The following is a 19,192-nucleotide window of genomic DNA, read 5'->3' as shown; positions in this document are numbered from 1 at the left end:
TTTTTAGTTTAAGTTCTTTTTCTAGTGAGGGATTTTTTCTGAGAACAAGGCGAATTTGCGTACGTAATAGCTGGCTATTACTAGCGAATTCAACGAAGTTATCGGAGAAAATAACCACTAGAAAGCAATTTCTTATCCAGGGTTGAGGTTCATTAGGAGTCCACTATGGCAAATGTTAAGACGATTTCGGCAGAAGAGTTTAAAAACGAAGTAACAGGTTTTGAAGGTAAAGTATTAGTCGATTTTTATGCTGACTGGTGCGGCCCTTGTAAAATGGTTGCCCCGATTTTAGAGCAGCTTTCAGCAAAACGCGATGATGTTAAAATTGTAAAAGTAGATGCTGATGCATCACCTGAATTAATGAGTGAATACGGCATCCGTGGTATTCCAACTCTACTGTTATTTAATCAGGGACAAAAAGTAGCAACTAAGGTTGGTGCACTACCGCTCACTCAACTTGAAGCTTTTGTAGAGCAAGCATAAAACGCTAAATTGAATTTAAAATGCAGGTTTTGATTAACTCAAAAACCTGCATTTTATTTTTGCTTACAAATAAAATCAGCTACACCAGCCAATCAAGATAACCTTCAATCAAACGATTTAAATTAGCCTGTATTTTTTCATCTAATAAGCTGCCACTTGCTGAAAATGCATTTTGTGCTGTCGCTAATGCAAAATCTGGCGCGCGGTAAACATCGGTTAATGTTCCGGCGAATACATCACGTAAATGAGCTTGGGCACGTACACCGCCAATTGGGCTCATTGAGGCACTGACAATGGCTACTTTTTTATGAGCAAGGCAAGATTTATAAGCTGGACGAGATGCCCAATCAATTGCATTTTTTAACACTCCAGAAAAACTATAATTGTATTCAGGTGTGGCCACCAATAAACCATCGGCTGATTCAATTGCAGTAATTAACTGTTTAACTGAATCCGGCTTGTTATCGCCGTCAATTTGTTGGTTATATAAAGGCACATCTGCATAATCATATATTTCAAATTCATGGCCTTGCGCTTGAACAATTTGCCCAGCCGCTTGTAATAATTGAGTATTAAAAGAATCGGCTCGTAAGCTACCGCTAATGGCTAAAATTTTCATATTTCCTCCTTATTTTGAAATACGCTGGTTTATCTGCAAACAACTCGGGTTATAACGGAATAAACTCTTTATCATCACCAGCAATAGTTGGAAAGCGACCGTTTTTCCAATCATCTCTGGCTTGTTCTATTCTGGCCTTATCAAAAGAGACAAAGTTCCAGTCAATATAAGGCACTTGAGTAAATTTATCGCCGCCCAACAAAATAAAACGAGCATGAGTTACACAGTCAATTGCATGATCTGCTGACTCAAATAAAACAAAATCACCGGCTTTATAACTTACATCACCGATACAAACTTCCCCATCTATAACATACATAGCAGTTTCCTGTTCAGCTAAATGGTCTAAGTTAGGGCGAAAAACTTGACTGCCAAGCTGGGCAACAACATCCAGATAAAAGATTGGTGAATGAGATTTTACTGGCGAGCTCATACCATAAGCATCACCTACAATTAGCCGCTTCATTACATTGTCAAACATATAAACCGGTAATTGCTCTTTTTTAACATGAATAAATTCCGGCTCAATTTCGGCAAAGTTTTTAGGTAAAGCAATCCAACACTGCAAGCCATGAATAGTATGTTGACTGGCTCGGGTTTCCAGCGTCTCGCGCTCTGAATGCACTATGCCTTTTCCGGCTGTCATCCAGTTAACATCACCTGGGGCAATTTCGATATGATTACCAAGCGAATCGCGGTGAAGAATATGTCCATCAAATAAATAAGTTAATGTAGAAAGACCAATATGTGGATGCGGGCGTACATTAATCCCCTCACCAGCAGCAAATTGAGCAGGCCCGATATGATCAAAAAAGATAAAAGGTCCCACCATTTTGCACTCCGGATTTGGCAAAATTCGTTTAACGGTTAAACCACCTAAATCGTGTTGTTTTGCATTTAACTTTCTAGCCATAGCTTGCTCCTGTTATTTGCATATTAACTCAAGCTTATCGGGACAATTAAATAATACAACCCAAACCTGCATTAACCTGTACTGGACATAAGAAAATAGCCCGTTGAAACATAAATAAGCTTGGTTTGACATTATTTAATCCAATCATTGAGAAATTAACTTCCACATTATTTGCACATTTGCTCACAACTATTTGCACAATCAGCGATTAACTTTGTGTTAGGTAGGGGGGACTTAATTTAAATTTTACAGGAGTCAAGTGCAATGAACGAAATCAGCTCAAGCCAGTATCAACTTTATACCAATACCGCATTAACCAGCAGCCAAACAACTCAAAGTAACCAGTTTACGCCACCGCCGCCTCCACCAAACGATGCAAATATTAGCGCGATAGGCCAATTTGCATCACAATTGAGTGAAGAGGAAACCAGCGAATTACAAAGTTTTTTTGATTCAGTTCAACAAGCTAAAGAAGATGGTACTTTTGATGCAGAAGCACTGGCAGAAGATGCACCACAAGCATTACAGGATTTAGCATCCGAATTGGATTTAGATTTAACCAGCTTGCTGGAAAATACTCAAAGCCAATCTGACATGCCACCGCCTCCACAAGGGCAAATGGGGCAAATGCCTCCGCCACCACCAGCCAATGAAAATGAATCAGATGAAGAATCAACTACAGATTCAGAATTATCAGACATGATGGATTTTAAAGCCCTGTTTGAAGATTCAGTTGCCAGTGGTGAATATGATTTAGCAGCATTAGCTGAACAAGCACCGGATGGGCTAAATCAAATGGCATCCGATATGGGGTTATCTACCGAAGAATTATTAACAGATATGGCAAATCGACTGGAATCTGGTGAAGAAGCTATGCTGCCGCCACCACCAAAAGGCCGTGAAATGATGCAAGCTTATGGTGAGCAAAGCAAATCAAACTCAGGTATAAACGATTTAAATAGTTTGTATGCCGCGCTGAGAATTCCACAAAATAATAGTTCAGAAACCGAATAAATATCGTTTTCTAAGGCTTGGGGTAATCTGCCAAGCCTTATATATCAAACTTACTTCAAATTATATCTACCCAAGCTACTTGAAGGTGCGAGATTTCAGCAAGAGCTAAAAAGCATTTAGACAAGGCATTGATTGAAGATAATGATTATCCCTTTTCAAAATAAATAAAGATAATGTCTCCAGCATTAACATGCCTTATATTAAAAAACGCAGTGATAGCTCTGGAACATACACCTTCAAGTGGCTTGGGTATAAACCTACCGCCCGTCATTAACTTGCTCTGCTTTTTATAAAAATATATTTAAAGTTAATCTATATTAAAATCAATACATTAGAAAAATTCAGCATAATTTTTTAATTTAACCTGTCAGATCTTAATTTTTCGAACAACTAATATTTTAAACACACTAATTTTTATCGGACCGGTATGACGGAATCATTTAATAGACTCATCCAACAGAATCAGGGGCGAATACGGTATATCGCAATGCGATATTGCCGCTCAGACGACAAAGATGATTTAGTGCAGGAAATATTGATGCAACTCTGGCGCAGCTTTAATACCTTTAAAGGTGATGCGCAGGTTAGCACTTGGCTTTACCGAGTCGCGTTGAATACCGCTTTAGGTTATGCACGTAAACATAACAAGATGCCAGCACAAACCGAATTAAACAAAAGCCATGAAAAAGCGGTTACAGAGCATACAACTCAAGCAGATTTGCTACAAGCCTATCTCAATGCTTTGAATGATACCGACGCGGCACTACTTATTTTGTATCTTGATGATATTGCGGTAAACGAAATTGCCGACATTTTAGGGATAAGTGCAAATGCAACCAGTGCACGAATTAGTCGAATTAAGCAGTTTTTAGAATCCACATTTGTTGGAGGTGATGTATGAAATTAGATGATTTAAAAATCCAGTGGCAAAAGGAGATCAAAATGTTAAATCAAAGCCCAAGTTTAAATATGCAAATTGAAGATGTTAGTCAAAACATGGAAAAGTTGGAAAAACAAATCGCTTTTCGCGATAAACGCGAAACCTTATTGCTATTGCCTGCAATTCCGGTTTTTATTCTAATCGCGTGGAAAGCAGAACATTGGATTAGTGCACTTGGCTGCTTGTTGACCATAGCTTTAATGCTAACTCAGCCTTTTATTTTAAATCGGGCAAAACCGACTCCGGGTACTCAACTGCTTTCAACCAAATCGTATCTGGAAAATCAGTTAACTATGGTTAATAAACAAATTAACTTATTAAATTCCATTTGGCTGTGGTCATTATTGCCATTATTTTTTACCGTGAGTTTAATTTATATCGGTGACAATCTAGATGACTTATTTAAATGGACTATGCCTTTGTATTTCGGCTTTATTGGAATTGTATTTATTGCTGTGTATTGGCTGAATGCCAGAGCAGTAAAAAAAGATCTGATTCCGAGAAAACAGGAATTAGAAAAGACATTAGCAGATTTAACAGCAGATGAAAGTAAATAAGGTTAATCGGTTTTATAGAGCTTAGAGCTGTTTTATGGATGTAGCCCGGCTTAGCGACAAAATCGCATAAGCCGGGAAAACAAAATCAGTTGTGGAGCAAAATTAATCTTGTTTCTGGTTTTTACGATTGCGATACCAGCTAATGCCTTTTACAACAACAGCGGCAAAAGCAATCCAGAAGATAGCATGGTAAAACGAGTGAGCAGTTTCACCTAAACTGTGATCCGGATGCGCTAAAACCTGACTACTGAATAAAGCAACAAATAAAACAAAGATTGAACGTAACATAATAAATTCCTCTACCTTTAAACTGGATTAAAATCAGGCTGTTTTAGTTATATCTAGCATACCTTCGGTTTCGATAAAACTGATAATTTCGGCTAACCCATGCTGAGCTTTGATATTAGCAAAAATAAAAGGTCTGTCACCGCGCATTTTTTTCGCATCTCTGTCCATTACTTCTAAAGATGCACCAACATATTCAGCAATATCAATTTTATTGATAATTAACAAATCAGATTTGGTAATACCCGGGCCGCCTTTGCGGGGTATTTTATCACCTGCGGAAACATCAATCACATAAATTGTTAAATCGGATAATTCTGGGCTAAAAGTTGCGCTTAAATTATCGCCGCCACTTTCAACCAAAACAAAATCTAAATCACCGTGGCGCTTTTGTAACTCATCAATGGCAGCTAGGTTCATTGAGGCATCTTCACGAATGGCGGTATGCGGACAACCACCGGTTTCTACCCCCATAATTCTGTCTGGCGACAAGGCATTATTACGGGTTAAAAATTCAGCATCTTCTTTGGTGTAAATATCGTTGGTGACAACAGCCATATTATATTTATCACGTAAAGCCGAACATAACTCTCTTAATAAAGCGGTTTTACCCGAACCAACCGGACCACCGACACCAATTCTTAACGTTTGTTTTTTCATATAATTCTCCAATTTCTTTTGATTTGATTAAATCAAAATTGTAGGTCGGTATCGCCGACAGGGATGTCGGTGGTAGAGCATTGCAGGAGCACAATGCCGAAAGCCCGACAAGCTGGGCTTATTTGCCACTCGGGCTGAAGCCCGACCTACAATCAATTTGTTAATATCGTCTTTCCAACTCGCTAAACTCGGAGCTTAGCTAAACTATTTATAGTAGAGCTAAATCAATCTATTAAGACCTAAATAATCTTGTATATTGGGTTTCGTGCCATGCACTGGCCATCGCTACTTGAGGCAAACTCGACCCAATTTCATCCAATCCGGTTTGCTGCGCTTTTTCAATCGCTGCTTGTGTTTTTTCACTCAAACTAAATAATAAATTTTGCGCCTGAGTTTGCCCAAGCGGGACTAATTTAGTTGCAGCAGCGACTTGGTTTTCAATAAAAGTCCAACAAAATCCAGCTAATGCAGCGTCTATATCGATTTGCCAATAATGGCATGCCAGTGCAAATGCGCTGATAAAACTCACTTCATCCCAATGACTGGCTAACTCTAGTGCTTGTCCAAAATCTAACGCTTGCTGATTTAACAGTCTAATCAAGGCTTTACCCATAGCGAGATCGGCTAGCCTCAATTCTGCACTTTCCCGACAAGCAATAATAAGCTGGTTGAGTTGTTCAAATTCAGCAAAGTCATTTGCCTGTAAAATACTAATTTGCTCAGCAAGTACCACCAAATCAGTGGTTGCAATAGATTCAATTAAATTGGTTTCAATCCACTGCCCTGTGGTAGTTACATTATTCACCCAACCCAATTCAATTGCATATTCCAGCCCTTGAGAAAATGAAAAACCACCAACCGGTAAACCAACACTACAAAGTTGTAATAACCGGTTAAGTTGTAAAGCGGCTAAAGGTTTTTTCTCTATCATATTGTTTTTTATTATCAATTAATGTTCATGGCTATGTGAATGAGCGTGCCCTGAATGCCCGCCATAAGCACCGCTTTCTGGCTCAAAAATATCAGGGGCATTGCTAACCGTTAAACCATACATTTCACATAATTCTTGTAAAACATGATCCGGTTTAAATCTAAGCCAGCGCTCACCTACCTGTAACACTGTATGACGATTCCCTAAGTGGTAACAGACTTTACTAAAGGTATGCCAGTCATTTGTGCTGGCGGTTGTTACCGGCTCTATCGCGCCTTTGACTTCTATTAATTTACCGCATTCAGTTTTTAAAATTTCACCTACTTTTAGTGGATGACCACGCTCAACAAAAATGCCAATATCCTCACCCTGATCGGTTTTTGCTTTAATTCTGGCTTTTTGACGAGTACCATGATCCAGCGTAATGCTGGCTAAAACTGGCTCGTGTACATGCGATAATCGCTGATAAACCTGTAACATTTAATTCCTCAAAAATTCTTAATCTAAAAGCGCAATCTAATTCCCCAGCATCTTGTAGGTCGGGCTTCAGCCCGAATAAAAGTTAGATTTAAAATCTAATCGCCCTAAAGGGCGACCTACAAAACACCAAATAACCCAAGTAATCCAAAATTTTATTTTTTAAAATAAACAATAACGCTGTGCTAGTGGCAATTCACTCGCAGGTTCACAAGTTAATAAAACACCATCAGCTCTTACTTCATAAGTTTGCGGATCAACCTCAACTTTTGGCGTTAAACTATTGTGGATCATATCTTTTTTACCAATATTTCGGGTGTTTTTACATACCCCGATTTTACGGGTTAAGCCCAGCTTTTCTGGTACTTTATTGTCAACCGCTGCTTGCGATAAAAAGGTCATTGAAGTTTGCGAAGCCGCTTTACCTAATGCACCAAACATAGGGCGATAATAAACCGGCTGCGGCGTTGGAATAGAAGCATTAGCATCACCCATTGGGGCTGCGGCAATCATGCCTGACTTTAAAATCATAGCTGGTTTTATTCCAAAAAAAGCCGGTTTCCACAAAACTAAATCGGCCAATTTTCCGGCTTCAATTGAGCCAACTTCATGCGCAATACCATGGCTAATTGCTGGATTAATGGTGTATTTAGCCACATAACGCTTGGCTCTAAAGTTATCATTTGCTTCGGTATCCGGTGCTAACGGGCCACGCTGAGTTTTCATTTTGTGTGCCGTTTGCCAAGTGCGGCAAATCATTTCGCCTACCCGTCCCATTGCTTGCGAATCAGACGCTATCATGCTGATAGCACCAATATCATGCATAATATCTTCGGCTGCGATACTTTCTTTACGGATACGCGAATCAGCAAACGCAATATCTTCCGGAATAGACGGATCTAAATGATGGCATACCATCAGCATATCCAAATGCTCATCTATGGTGTTAACCGTATAAGGTCTTGTTGGATTGGTTGACGATGGCAATACATTTTCTTCGCCACAGGCACGAATAATATCCGGCGAATGACCGCCACCTGCGCCTTCAGTGTGATAAGTATGAATAGTACGCCCTTTAAATGCGCCAATGGTATCTTCAACAAAACCAGACTCATTTAAGGTGTCGGTATGAATCGCAATTTGCACATCGTATTTTTCAGCTACACCTAAGCAAGTATCAATTGCTTGAGGTGTTGTCCCCCAATCTTCATGCAATTTTAAACCACACACACCGGCTTCAATCTGCTCAGCTAAAGCCTCTGGTAAACTGGCGTTGCCTTTGCCTAAAAAGCCAAAATTCATTGGTAAATCATGAGTGGCTTCAAGCATTTTGTGAATATACCAAACCCCAGAAGTACAAGTGGTTGCATTAGTTCCGGTAGCAGGGCCGGTACCACCACCAATCATAGTAGTAACACCCGACATTAACGCCTCTTCAACCTGCTGCGGGCAAATATAATGAATATGAGCATCTATACCACCGGCGGTAACAATTTGGCCTTCTCCAGCTATCACTTCAGTACCCGGACCGACTTCAATATCAATGCCATCCTGAATATCTGGATTACCGGCTTTGCCGATAGTTTGAATACGGCCATCTTTAATGCCGATATCCGCTTTAACTATGCCCCAGTGATCCAAAATTAATGCATTGGTGATCACTAAATCAACGGTATCAGCACAGGACGCCTGACTTTGCCCCATCCCATCGCGGATGACTTTACCACCACCAAATTTCACTTCTTCGCCATAGGTGGTGAAATCTTTTTCAACTTCAATCCAAAGTTCAGTATCGGCTAGACGTACTTTATCGCCAACCGTTGGACCAAACATGTGAGCGTATGCGTGTTTATCAATTGATGCCATTATTTTAGCGCTCCCATTACTTCACCTCTAAAACCATATACTTTGCGTCTGCCTGCGTAAGCAACTAAAGTGACTTCTCGGCTTTGGCCTGGTTCAAAACGCACCGCGGTACCTGCGGTAATATCTAATCTAAAACCTAGAGCTTGCTCACGTTCAAACTTAAGTGCTGGATTCGCCTCATAAAAATGATAATGCGAACCAACTTGAACGGGTCTGTCGCCGGTATTAACCACTTCCAAACTGATTTTCTCTCGGCCAACATTTAATTCATGCACACCTTTAGGTGTTTTAATTTCACCGGGGATCATACTCTGCTCCTATACAATCGGGTTGTGCACTGTCACTAATTTAGTGCCGTCGGGAAAAGTGGCTTCAACCTGAACTTCGGGAATTAATTCAGCAATACCTTCCATTACCTGATCACGGGTTAATAAAGTACGGCCATAATCCATTAACTCGGCAACGGTTTTTCCGTCACGCGCACCTTCCATAATTTCCATACTGATATAGGCCATAGCTTCTGGATAATTAAGTTTTAACCCTCTATTTAATCTGCGCTCAGCTAATAAAGCCGCAGTAAATATCAGTAATTTATCTTTCTCTCTTGGTAATAAATCCATACTTTTTTCTCTTAAAATTAAGATATTGAATACTGTTTTTTATTGTCATTCCTGCGCATAGCGGTCATTCCTGCGCAGGCAGCAATCCAATTTTATTACTCAGCGTCATGCTGAATAACCGCACATGGATATAACAATAATTTAAGTCAACCAGATTCTTGGGATATTTGCTTCACGCTGGCATAAAGCCTGACGTAAAATTTGCCAAAGCGCGGCAAAATACTTTTTACACTCTTCGCTTTTATCACCTAAATAACGGATCACAAATAACATATCTAACTGGCTGATACTGACTTTATCACTCGCATTTAGCTCAGTTATTTTTGCTCTTAATTGTTCAGTCAGCGCTTCACATTTATGCCGGTTTTGCTCACCAGATAATTGCACTGGCGCAGCGGCAATAAAAGTACCAACCACATGGTGCCCACCTAAACCAGCCGCTTTATTTAATAGTTGGTTGTCCTGATTTACTTTTAATCTATCGTGAAAGACTAATTTGTTACCCACTTTAACTTCAGATAATTGCTCAAATTGGCCTTTATCAAACGCCTGATTCATTACTGGTAAACCCAAACAAATAACATCCCACCCTAAATAAACGCTGGATGGTGTTAACTCAATCTTAATTTTATTAACCGCATCTGCGCCCTGAAAAATTAAAGTTTCCTGCGGTAAATGTTCTAAAGTTGCGTGGTCTGCAATTTGATAATGGGTTTGTTGAAGTTGAAGCGTTGTGCCTAAATTTTTATCATCACGAGCGCGGTAAAAACGATTTGCACCCGGCGTAGTTAATAAAGCATGGCTGTTGGCTTCCAGTGTTGCCGATAAATGTAATTCATCACCGGAGACAATCCCGGCAGGCGGATGTAATAAATAAACATGCGCGCAATCAGGCCCTTCAGGATAAAAAGCTTTTTGCACAGATAAAGGACCATTGCGCTCAACCGAGCTTAGCCGGCTACCAGTTTGTGTCCGGCTAAAATTTAAATTTAAATTTGCTATCCAGCTTCGCCCATTGGCTGGCGTATTAACTGGTATAGCAGCAGATTGATTCATTATTATTCCGTTATTGTTTAACTGCTAAGCGTAAAACCGCTACGTAAAACCGATAAAAGTTAAACCGCTAAATATTGTGCGATTAATTTATCATCTAATTTTTCCATCGCTCCGGATGCGACCACTTCGCCTTTTTCCATTAAATGAAAATATTCACCTACAGCTCGGGCAAATGGCAATTTTTGCTCAACCAATACAATAGTCATGCCCTGCTCTTTATTCAGTTTTAACAAAACATCTCGAATAAGCTGAACAATATTGGGTTGAATACCTTCATTTGGCTCATCCAGTATAAGAATATCAGGATTCAGCACCAAAGCACGTGCTATTGCTAATTGTTGCTGCTGACCGCCGGATAAATCACCACCACGGCGATGTAACATATCTTTAAGTACCGGAAATAACTCAAATACATGTTCTGGAATTTCTTTATTTTTCTGGCGCTTACAGTTTAAGCTAACTTTTAAATTTTCTTCCACTGTTAATTGCCCAAAAATATGACGCCCTTGTGGTACATAACCTACCCCAATTTCCGGACGCTGCTCAACTGACTTTTTACTCATATCAAGATCATTAATGGTTAATGATCCTGTGCTAATTGGCAACATCCCCATAATGCATTTGAGCAAGGTCGTTTTACCCACCCCGTTTCGCCCCATAATACAAGTGCGTGAACCTTTTTCTATTTTCATATTCAGATCCCACAGAATCTGAGTGCCACCATATTTTTGATTAACTGAATTAAGCTCTATCATGCATCCCCCGTTTCTTCACCTAAATATACTCGAACCACTTCCGGGTTAGCCTGAATTTCTGACATTGACCCCTCTGCCAATACACTGCCCTGATGTAAAACGGTTACTTTACGCGCAATTGAGCGTACAAATGCCATATCGTGTTCAACCACTACCACAGAATGCTCGCCAGCAAGTGAAGTTAATAGCTCTGCCGTTCGCTCGGTTTCTTGTGCTGTCATCCCGGCAACTGGCTCATCAACCAATAGTAAACGAGGTTTAGCCGCCAATAGCATCCCAATTTCAAGCCATTGTTTTTGCCCGTGAGATAAAGCCCCTGCCAACATATTGCACTCTTTAACCAAACCTATGGTGTGCAAAATTTTGCCAATTTCGTCTTTTTGCTCACCCGATAATTTGTGGAATAAATTAGTCCATATCCCTTTATCGCCAGCCAAACTTAATTCAAGATTTTCAAATACCGTTAATTTTTCAAATACGGTTGGCTTTTGAAATTTGCGACCAATCCCGGCACGTGCAATTTGCGTTTCATCCATATCCAATAAATTCACTTGCTGACCAAAACTCACTTTGCCAACATCAGGCTTAGTTTTACCGGTAATTACATCCATCAAGGTTGTTTTACCAGCACCATTTGCCCCTATTAAACAACGTAACTCACCGTCATTAATATACAAACTCAAATCATTTAACGCTTTAAACCCATCAAAACTGACGCTGACATCCTCCACATACAGGATCACACCATGACGAGTATCCGGTGAAATATTATCTTCCGCCAATAAAGGAGAACCATGCTTATCAACAACCATTATTTCACCTCCGGCGTGGTTTTATTTGAAACTGACTGCGTATTTTTAGTTGATTTGTTTGCTTTAAATTTGTCGGCGATAGCAGGCACAAAACCAGCGATACCTTTTGGTAACAGCAGAGTGACTAAGACAAATAAGCCACCTAAGGCATATAACCAAGCTTCTGGCATAATGGCGGTAAAACGGGTTTTGGCGTAACTCACTACTAAAGCACCAATAATTGCCCCGTATAAAGAGCCACGTCCACCAATAGCAACCCAAACGACCATTTCAATTGAGTTAAGCGGTGAAAACTCTCCCGGATTAATAATCCCCACTTGAGGTACATATAATGCACCCGCAATCCCAGCTAACATGGCAGAAACAACAAAAATCCATACTTTATAATGCTCTGGTTTATAGCCAATAAAACGCACTCTATTTTCAGAGTCGCGAATTGCCGTAACCACACGTCCCATTTTAGAGTTCACAATAAAATGACACAGCGCAAAACCTAACGCTAAAAAGGTTGCAGTTAAAGCAAATAGCACCACTCGGGTCGTATCTGATTGCAATGAAAAACCTAAAATATCTTTAAAGTCAGTTAAGCCATTATTACCACCAAAGCCCATTTCGTTTCGGAAAAAAGCCAGCATCAGCGCATAAGTTACAGCCTGAGTCATAATCGATAAATACACCCCACTCACTCGCGAGCGAAACGCCATAGAACCAAAGATATAAGCTAATAATCCGGGACCTGCCAATACCATGACTATCATCCAGATAAAACTGTCAGAACCCGCCCAATACCAAGGCAAGCTATCCCAATTTAAAAACACCATAAAATCAGGTAATTCCGGATTACCATAAACACCGCGATCACCAATTTGGCGCATTAAATACATGCCCATTGCATAACCGCCGAGCGCAAAAAATGCACCATGACCTAAACTTAAAATGCCGCAATAACCCCAAACTAAATCGACCGCTAAAGCGAGTAATGCATAACACAAATATTTGCCAAATAAAGTGACTGTATAAGTGCTAACATGCAAAGCTGAATCAGCCGGAAAAGCTAAGTTACAAACCGCCACATATAAAGTAGTGATAAACAGGCAACCGACCACAAAAGGTAAGCTTCCAAGTTTTTTAAATGCGGAATTTGAAAATAAAGATTGAATTGAATTCGGGATCATTCTGCTGCTCTCCCTTTTTGTGGAAACAGACCTTTAGGTCGTTTTTGGATAAATAAGACCAAACCAACCAATACAATAATGGTTGCCAATACAGAACCTGTAACCGGCTCAAGGAATTTATTGATTGTGCCAAGCGACATAGCCGCAACTAAAGTACCCCATAAGTTACCGACACCACCAAACACCACAACCAAGAATGAATCAATAATATAAGACTGACCCAAGTTAGGACCCACATTGGTAAGCTGGCTTAATACCACACCGGCTATACCCGCAATACCTGAACCCAAACCAAAGGTAATCGCATCGACTCTGTCGCTGCGTACACTTAAAGCTCGTGCCATTTCCCGATTTTGTGCAACCGCTCTAACATGCAAGCCTAAAGAGGATCGCTTCATAAACGCAAGCAAAGCAAAAAACACAGTTAACGCAAAAATAACGATATATAAGCGGTTAAACGTAATAGAGAAAATAGGATTAATCTGCCATGAACCACTCATCCATTCTGGTGCTGCAACCGTTCTGTTAAGCGGCGAAAACACACTACGAACCAATTGCTGCAAAATCAAGCTAATCCCAAAAGTAGCGAGCAAAGTTTCTAAAGGGCGACCTTTTAGAAAACGGATCACACCGCGTTCAATTAATATCCCAACAAAGCCTGAAACTAAAAATGCAGCCGGAATCGCAATAAACAATGAATAATCAATCCATTGTGGAAACATTTGTTGAATAACATAAGTGGTATAAGCACCCAGCATAATCATTTCGCCGTGTGCCATATTAATCACCCCCATGACCCCAAACGTAATCGCCAGGCCAATCGCAGCCAATAATAAAACCGAGCCTAAACTCAAGCCAAAAAATAAGTTTTCAATAAACTCATAAACCGAACGCTGCTGTTTAATCGATTCAATCGCCTTATTTAACTCATTTTTAAGCTGTTTTTGAGTTGCCGATAACTCACTGGCATCTATTTCGTTTAAACGATTAATTTGCGCCACCATAGCATTGCGCACAGCAGGCTCTAAACTTTGCTTTAATTGCTCAACGGTTGCTAGCTTGGTTTCATCATCCGCATTTTTAAGCTGATTTACCGCTATTGCGGTTTCAATTAGCTCGACTACATCGGCATCTTCTTCTTGGGTTAAACGCGCTTTAATCAAGTTAATTGAATCGTCACTTGGGTCATCCAAAATTTGTTTAACCGCGCCTAAGCGTACATTTTTATTTTTATGAGTTAAGTCAATTTGAGCTAATAAACCGCGAATTTCACTACGAATACTATTGCTGGTTTTAATTTTTTTCATATCCGACTTGGACTGATTTTGTAAAACCTGACCACCAATAATCTGGGTTGCCGTGTAATCACCAGAGCTGGTTTTACGAATACTAACAACTTGTTTATTGCTTTTAAGATAATAAAGATCACCGTTTAACGCTTCGGTTAATACAAAGCGAACCTGCTCGTTATCTTGCTCTGCTATTTGGGTTAAAACCGGTGTGATATTGCGTAAATTTTTATGTGGGAGTTGCTGAACCAGAGTTTCAAACTCATCTGAATAAGCAGATGCGCTAAACACTGACATCAAAAGTGTAATGACGAGGCAGAATGTGCGCAGCATTGCGAAATTCCTTAATTTGGTGTTACTTATATCCAGATAAATATCGCTGCTTTAGCAGCACATACTAAAACAGCGATACCACTTGGGAGATTATTACTAGATTAATTAACCGGATAACTAAGTTTGATGAACAAAGTCTAATTCAAACTTAGTTAGCTAATTTAAATTGAGTGATTAAAAATTCTGACCAGAACACTTAGCTGTTTTAATATCAAAGTTGCCGCAATTAACTGGTGCAGTCCAATCTGCAATCAGATTTTTAGAGCTAGGTAAAAAGTCTGACCAAGCATCCCCAATTACTGTTCCTGCAGTTTCCCATACCACTTCTAGCTGGCCGTTATCCTGAATTTCACCAATTAACACAGGCTTAGATAAATGATGGTTCGCATTCATTACCGCTGTACCGCCTGTTAAGTTAGGTACAGTAATACCAATCATAGCTTTCTCAACTGCATCTACTTTAGTTGTACCGGCTTTTTCTACAGCTTTTGCCCACATTTTAAAGCCAATGTAAGTTGCTTCCATTGGGTCATTAGTTACACGTTTGTCATCACCAATAAATTTTTTCCACTGTGCAATAAACGCTTCATTTTCTTCTGTTTCAACACTCTGGAAGTAGTTCCATGCCGCTAAATGGCCAACTAAAGGAGAGGTATCAAAACCAGATAATTCTTCTTCACCTACCGAGAATGCCACAACCGGAATATCTTCTGCAGAAATGCCTTGGTTACCTAACTCTTTATAAAAAGGCACATTTGCGTCACCATTAATGGTTGAAACCACTGCAGTTTTCTTACCTGCTGAACCGAATTTTTTCACATCACTGACAATGCTTTGCCAATCTGAATGACCAAACGGTGTGTAGTTGATCATAATATCTTTTTCAGCGACCCCTTTTGCTTTTAAATAAGCCTCTAAAATTTTGTTGGTGGTACGTGGATATACATAATCTGTACCTAATAATACCCAGCGCTGTGCACCAATATCATTCATTAAATAATCCACTGCTGGGATCGCCTGCTGGTTTGGCGCAGCACCGGTATAAAATACATTTTTAGAAGACTCTTCACCTTCGTACTGAACCGGATAAAACAATAAACCGTTTAACTCTTCAACAACCGGTAATACTGATTTTCGTGATACCGAAGTCCAACAACCAAAAATAACATCCACTTTTTCTTTTGATAATAACTCACGGGTTTTTTCCGCAAATAATGGCCAGTTTGAAGCAGGGTCAACCACAACTGGTTCTAACTTTTTACCTAATAAGCCACCGGCTTTGTTTTGCTCTTCAATCATCATTAAAACGGTATCTTTTAATGTGGTTTCAGAAATTGCCATAGTGCCAGATAAAGAGTGCAAAACACCCACTTTAATCGTATCTGCCGCCATTGCCATTGAAGAGACTAAGCTAGAAGCAACAATTGAGCTGGCTGCAATGAGTTTTTTAAGTTTCATATTCTTTTCCTTTCAAAATTTGATAAATCTAAAAGTGTTTATTTGTTCTACTGCTTTTTATTTACTGCTTATTTTTATATTTGGCTGGCAGGTGATAGCTCACCTGCTCTGTTATTGTTTTTATGCCAACGGGATAACGAGTTTAGAAAGTCACCAAAGCTTCGACGGCAATGGTATTTGAGTCGCCATTGGTATCACTTTCATCCATACGATATTCAAAAACCATAAGTAAGTTATCACTCACTGTATAACTTGGTGATATAGTGATTGCACTACCATCATCAATCACGTTGCCGGCTGCATCTTCAATTTCAAAGTCGTGGTATCTAAGCGTGATGCCAGCAGAATCAAAGGCATAATTACCCATTAATAAATAACCCGAACCTTCACTGTCATCCGCGTAATCACCTAGGTTATATTCAGCAGCTAGAGTTAATGCGCCTTCAGAATAAGCGGCCCAAAAGTTAGCTGTATTGGTATCGCCATCTTGTAAATAAAATGCTTTTATTGTGACTGATTCTGTTGGGGTAAGCGCAAGCATGGCTTCAAAGCCTGGATTTTCAGAATCTGTATCTTCCGGGCTGTATGGGCTGTTAATAACAGAAAGTGCAGCAGAAAAATTGCCAGAGCTATATAAACCAGAGACCCCTTGTTGATAATAACCATAAAAATACGGGGCATAACCTGTACCTGAGTATTGGAATAAACCGGTTGGCTCTTCAGTTTCCCAGCCAGAGTAACTTAAAAAACGACCTGCTTTTATCGTAAATTCTTCCGTTAAGGCATAAGTTAAAAATGCTTGCTCCAAATCAACCGAGCCGTACGAATCTTTATATTCCAAATCTACCTGAGCTTTTAATTTGTCATCAAAGTCGTATAAAAAGTCGATTTCAAATTGATCTAAACCAGATGTACTGACAGAATCACCGCCATCCACATCGGTATAAACATAAGACATATCAATAAAGCCGGTTGCTGTCAGTTTTTCTGATAACTGAAAACCTTCCGCCTGAGTTAAAGGTGCAGTTGTTGCAGCTGCCATCGCCACCGCTAAACTTAATATTTTGCGCTTAGATACTCTCATTGTTTCCACCCCTGAAATTAATTTTTGTTGTAATTAACCGATAACTGGTTAGCTGGGCTGTAAACATAATCATGACTCACAATTGGGAAGGAAGCTTGTGCAAGGTTATGTTTACAACTGAGACTTAGTATTACGCTAAAAAGCAATGATGAATATTCGCAGAAGTGCGCATAAGACTACGTAGATCTACGTAGTTTTTAATATTTTTAAAACCGATAGATAATCGGCTTAGTATTTTTCGGGTAGGATCTTGCTACAAAAAGTTGTATCAATAAAATTCATTATCTATGTGTCCCAAGGTTATTAAGTTCAGCTACCACAAAGTATTTGGTAGCTTATTTATTTTAAGTTGTTTATTGCTCAATGGCTGTGTAAAACCACCTAAAGAAAATACCATTGTGATCAGCGGGCCTTTTGAAGCCATTAATTTAGATCCAGCAACCACCGGCTATATTTTCCAGCGTTTAGAAGTATTACAAACTTTAGTTAACGTTAGCCAAACCGGTGAATTAACCTCGGGGTTAGCAACTCACTGGAAAAGTGTCGATCAAGGGAAAAACTGGCAGATACAACTTAAAGACAAAGTATTGTTTCACAACGGTAAAACAATGACGGCAAGTGATGTGAAACAGGCTTTGCAAATCGCTATGCGTAAGCCCGGCCCACTCAAATTAGCTCAAATAAAAACGATCACGATAAAAGACGATTTAACTCTCAATATAGAGTTAACTAAAGCTTATTTGCCATTTCCATCCATTTTAACCAATTATAGTACCGCTGTTTTAGCACCTGAGTCTTACGCCCAAAATGGCGAAGTTAATCAGCTTTTAGCAACTGGCCCTTATAAAATAACTGAATTTACTCCGCCTCACAGAATTAACACTCAGCTATTTGAGCAATATTGGGCTGGGCAACCAGCAATAAAAGAAGTCGAGTATATTACCGGCCATCGCTCAGAAAGCCGCGCTATGATGGTAAAAACCCGTCAGGCAGACATTGTTTATAATTTAGATCCCGCCAGTTTAAATAGCCTGAACCAAGCATCACAAGTTAAAGTCAATTTAACCGAAATTCCACGTACCATTATGCTAAAACTCAATTTAGCAGAGCCAGCATTAGCCGATTTAAACGTACGTCAGGCAATTAATTTAGCGATTGATCGCACAGGCATTACCCAAGGTATTTTAAAAGCACCAAATAGCGAAGCGAATCAAATATTCGGCCCAGTGTTATCGCAATGGCATATACCACAACAAGCCGCTATTGAGCAAAACCTAGCGACAGCCAGACAATTATTACAACAAGCAGGCTGGCATTTAAACAAGCAAGGCATTCGGGAAAAACAACAACAGCCACTAAAATTAAATTTAATCACTTATGCCAATCGGCCAGAACTGATTGTAATTGCCACCGCCATTCAGGATCAGTTATCACAAATTGGCATCAAACTGGCCGTAAATATGGAAAACTCAAGTGCGATTCCATCCGGCCATGCAGATGGCAGTTTGCAAATGGCATTAATCGCCAGAAACTTTGGCACAATTGGCGATCCACTCGGATTAATTTTAGCTGAATTTAGTAGCCTTGACGGTGGCGACTGGGGGCCGATGAACTGGTATAACCCACAAGTATCGGCTTTGTTAAATCAGCTTCCCCAGCAAACTAACCCTGAACAATATCGCCAAACAGCCCAACAAATTGCCAAGTTAGTTATGGCTGACTTACCATTAATCCCAATTGCTTATTATCAACAAAGTAGTGCGGTGAATCAGGCGGTCGAAGGATTTAGCTTTGACCCGTTCGAGCGTAATTTTAATATTTCTAAGATGTCTGTCGTTAACCATGCTCATTAAAATTCTCTTCAA

The 19,192-nt window shown here is 39.7% G+C and carries 21 protein-coding genes; 5 read left to right on the top strand and 16 right to left on the bottom strand.

The window, feature by feature from the left end:
* The first annotated feature begins 165 nt into the window (after positions 1-165).
* Entirely contained in the window at positions 166-483 is a 318-nt protein-coding gene (gene trxA, locus N7931_RS15065) for a thioredoxin (protein WP_262795174.1), read from the top strand.
* A 79-nt stretch (positions 484-562) separates the two neighbouring features.
* Here trxA and N7931_RS15060 read toward each other — a convergent pair whose 3' ends face one another.
* Together N7931_RS15060 and N7931_RS15055 are read right to left on the bottom strand one after the other, a co-directional pair.
* Entirely contained in the window at positions 563-1,102 is a 540-nt protein-coding gene (locus N7931_RS15060) for an NADPH-dependent FMN reductase (protein WP_262795173.1), read from the bottom strand.
* A gap of 49 nt (positions 1,103-1,151) precedes the next feature.
* Positions 1,152-2,015, bottom strand: coding sequence for a pirin family protein (locus tag N7931_RS15055; protein WP_262795172.1), 864 nt, complete (start codon positions 2,013-2,015; stop codon positions 1,152-1,154).
* 264 nt (positions 2,016-2,279) lie between these two features.
* On the opposite strand from N7931_RS15055, the gene N7931_RS15050 reads away from it, so the two are divergent.
* The 3 genes from N7931_RS15050 (at position 2,280) to N7931_RS15040 (ending at position 4,526) form a co-directional block, all read left to right on the top strand.
* The gene (locus N7931_RS15050) at positions 2,280-3,029 is read left to right on the top strand and encodes a hypothetical protein (RefSeq protein WP_262795171.1); all 750 of its coding nucleotides are present in this window, start codon (positions 2,280-2,282) and stop codon (positions 3,027-3,029) included.
* Positions 3,030-3,456: 427 nt separating this feature from the next.
* Complete coding sequence (locus N7931_RS15045; RefSeq protein WP_262795170.1) at positions 3,457-3,930, top strand: RNA polymerase sigma factor; 474 nt, start codon at positions 3,457-3,459, stop codon at positions 3,928-3,930.
* A complete protein-coding gene (locus tag N7931_RS15040) occupies positions 3,927-4,526 on the top strand; it encodes a hypothetical protein (RefSeq protein WP_262795169.1) in 600 nt (199 codons plus the stop codon). Before N7931_RS15045 ends, N7931_RS15040 begins: the two co-directional genes overlap by 4 nt.
* A 102-nt stretch (positions 4,527-4,628) precedes the next feature.
* On the opposite strand, the gene N7931_RS15035 is transcribed toward N7931_RS15040, so the two are convergent.
* The 14 genes from N7931_RS15035 to N7931_RS14970 form a co-directional block, all read right to left on the bottom strand.
* Positions 4,629-4,814, bottom strand: a complete 186-nt coding sequence (locus tag N7931_RS15035) for a hypothetical protein (RefSeq protein ID WP_262795168.1) — start codon at positions 4,812-4,814, stop codon at positions 4,629-4,631.
* Positions 4,815-4,847: 33 nt separating this feature from the next.
* Positions 4,848-5,471 carry an urease accessory protein UreG gene (gene ureG / locus N7931_RS15030; protein ID WP_262795167.1) on the bottom strand — a complete coding sequence of 208 codons (624 nt, stop codon included), beginning with the start codon at positions 5,469-5,471 and terminating at the stop codon, positions 4,848-4,850.
* 232 nt (positions 5,472-5,703) lie between these two features.
* Positions 5,704-6,402, bottom strand: a complete 699-nt coding sequence (locus tag N7931_RS15025) for an urease accessory protein UreF (protein ID WP_262795166.1) — start codon at positions 6,400-6,402, stop codon at positions 5,704-5,706.
* 18 nt (positions 6,403-6,420) lie between these two features.
* Positions 6,421-6,882, bottom strand: coding sequence for an urease accessory protein UreE (gene ureE / locus N7931_RS15020; protein ID WP_262795165.1), 462 nt, complete (start codon positions 6,880-6,882; stop codon positions 6,421-6,423).
* A 159-nt stretch (positions 6,883-7,041) separates the two neighbouring features.
* Positions 7,042-8,745, bottom strand: a complete 1,704-nt coding sequence (gene ureC, locus N7931_RS15015; RefSeq protein WP_262795164.1) for an urease subunit alpha — start codon at positions 8,743-8,745, stop codon at positions 7,042-7,044.
* Complete coding sequence (locus N7931_RS15010; protein ID WP_262795163.1) at positions 8,745-9,053, bottom strand: urease subunit beta; 309 nt, start codon at positions 9,051-9,053, stop codon at positions 8,745-8,747. Before N7931_RS15010 ends, ureC begins: the two co-directional genes overlap by 1 nt.
* A gap of 9 nt (positions 9,054-9,062) precedes the next feature.
* Positions 9,063-9,365: an urease subunit gamma gene (gene ureA, locus N7931_RS15005; protein WP_262795162.1), complete on the bottom strand. Its 303-nt coding sequence runs from the start codon at positions 9,363-9,365 to the stop codon at positions 9,063-9,065.
* Between the two features lie 141 nt (positions 9,366-9,506).
* Positions 9,507-10,421 carry an urease accessory protein UreD gene (locus tag N7931_RS15000; RefSeq protein WP_262795161.1) on the bottom strand — a complete coding sequence of 305 codons (915 nt, stop codon included), beginning with the start codon at positions 10,419-10,421 and terminating at the stop codon, positions 9,507-9,509.
* Positions 10,422-10,480: 59 nt separating this feature from the next.
* Positions 10,481-11,176, bottom strand: a complete 696-nt coding sequence (urtE, locus tag N7931_RS14995; RefSeq protein ID WP_262795160.1) for an urea ABC transporter ATP-binding subunit UrtE — start codon at positions 11,174-11,176, stop codon at positions 10,481-10,483.
* Positions 11,173-11,988 (bottom strand): urea ABC transporter ATP-binding protein UrtD, encoded by an 816-nt coding sequence (urtD, locus tag N7931_RS14990; RefSeq protein WP_262795159.1) that lies wholly within the window; start codon positions 11,986-11,988, stop codon positions 11,173-11,175. Before urtD ends, urtE begins: the two co-directional genes overlap by 4 nt.
* Positions 11,988-13,163, bottom strand: coding sequence for an urea ABC transporter permease subunit UrtC (urtC, locus tag N7931_RS14985; RefSeq protein ID WP_262795158.1), 1,176 nt, complete (start codon positions 13,161-13,163; stop codon positions 11,988-11,990). Before urtC ends, urtD begins: the two co-directional genes overlap by 1 nt.
* Positions 13,160-14,785, bottom strand: a complete 1,626-nt coding sequence (gene urtB, locus N7931_RS14980; RefSeq protein WP_262795157.1) for an urea ABC transporter permease subunit UrtB — start codon at positions 14,783-14,785, stop codon at positions 13,160-13,162. The genes urtC and urtB overlap by 4 nt, the downstream gene beginning before the upstream one ends.
* A gap of 174 nt (positions 14,786-14,959) precedes the next feature.
* Positions 14,960-16,243 (bottom strand): urea ABC transporter substrate-binding protein, encoded by a 1,284-nt coding sequence (gene urtA / locus N7931_RS14975; protein ID WP_262795156.1) that lies wholly within the window; start codon positions 16,241-16,243, stop codon positions 14,960-14,962.
* Positions 16,244-16,385: 142 nt separating this feature from the next.
* A complete protein-coding gene (locus tag N7931_RS14970; RefSeq protein WP_262795155.1) occupies positions 16,386-17,327 on the bottom strand; it encodes a porin in 942 nt (313 codons plus the stop codon).
* Between the two features lie 287 nt (positions 17,328-17,614).
* Between N7931_RS14970 and N7931_RS14965 the strand changes: the two genes are divergently transcribed.
* Complete coding sequence (locus tag N7931_RS14965) at positions 17,615-19,180, top strand: ABC transporter substrate-binding protein (protein ID WP_262795154.1); 1,566 nt, start codon at positions 17,615-17,617, stop codon at positions 19,178-19,180.
* Positions 19,181-19,192: the final 12 nt, after the last annotated feature.

The sequence above is a fragment of the Catenovulum sp. 2E275 genome, assembly GCF_025515275.1.
GTDB lineage: Bacteria > Pseudomonadota > Gammaproteobacteria > Enterobacterales > Alteromonadaceae > Catenovulum.
The sequence above is the reverse complement of the archived record's forward strand: the minus strand, read 5'-3'. Positions and strand labels throughout refer to the sequence as shown.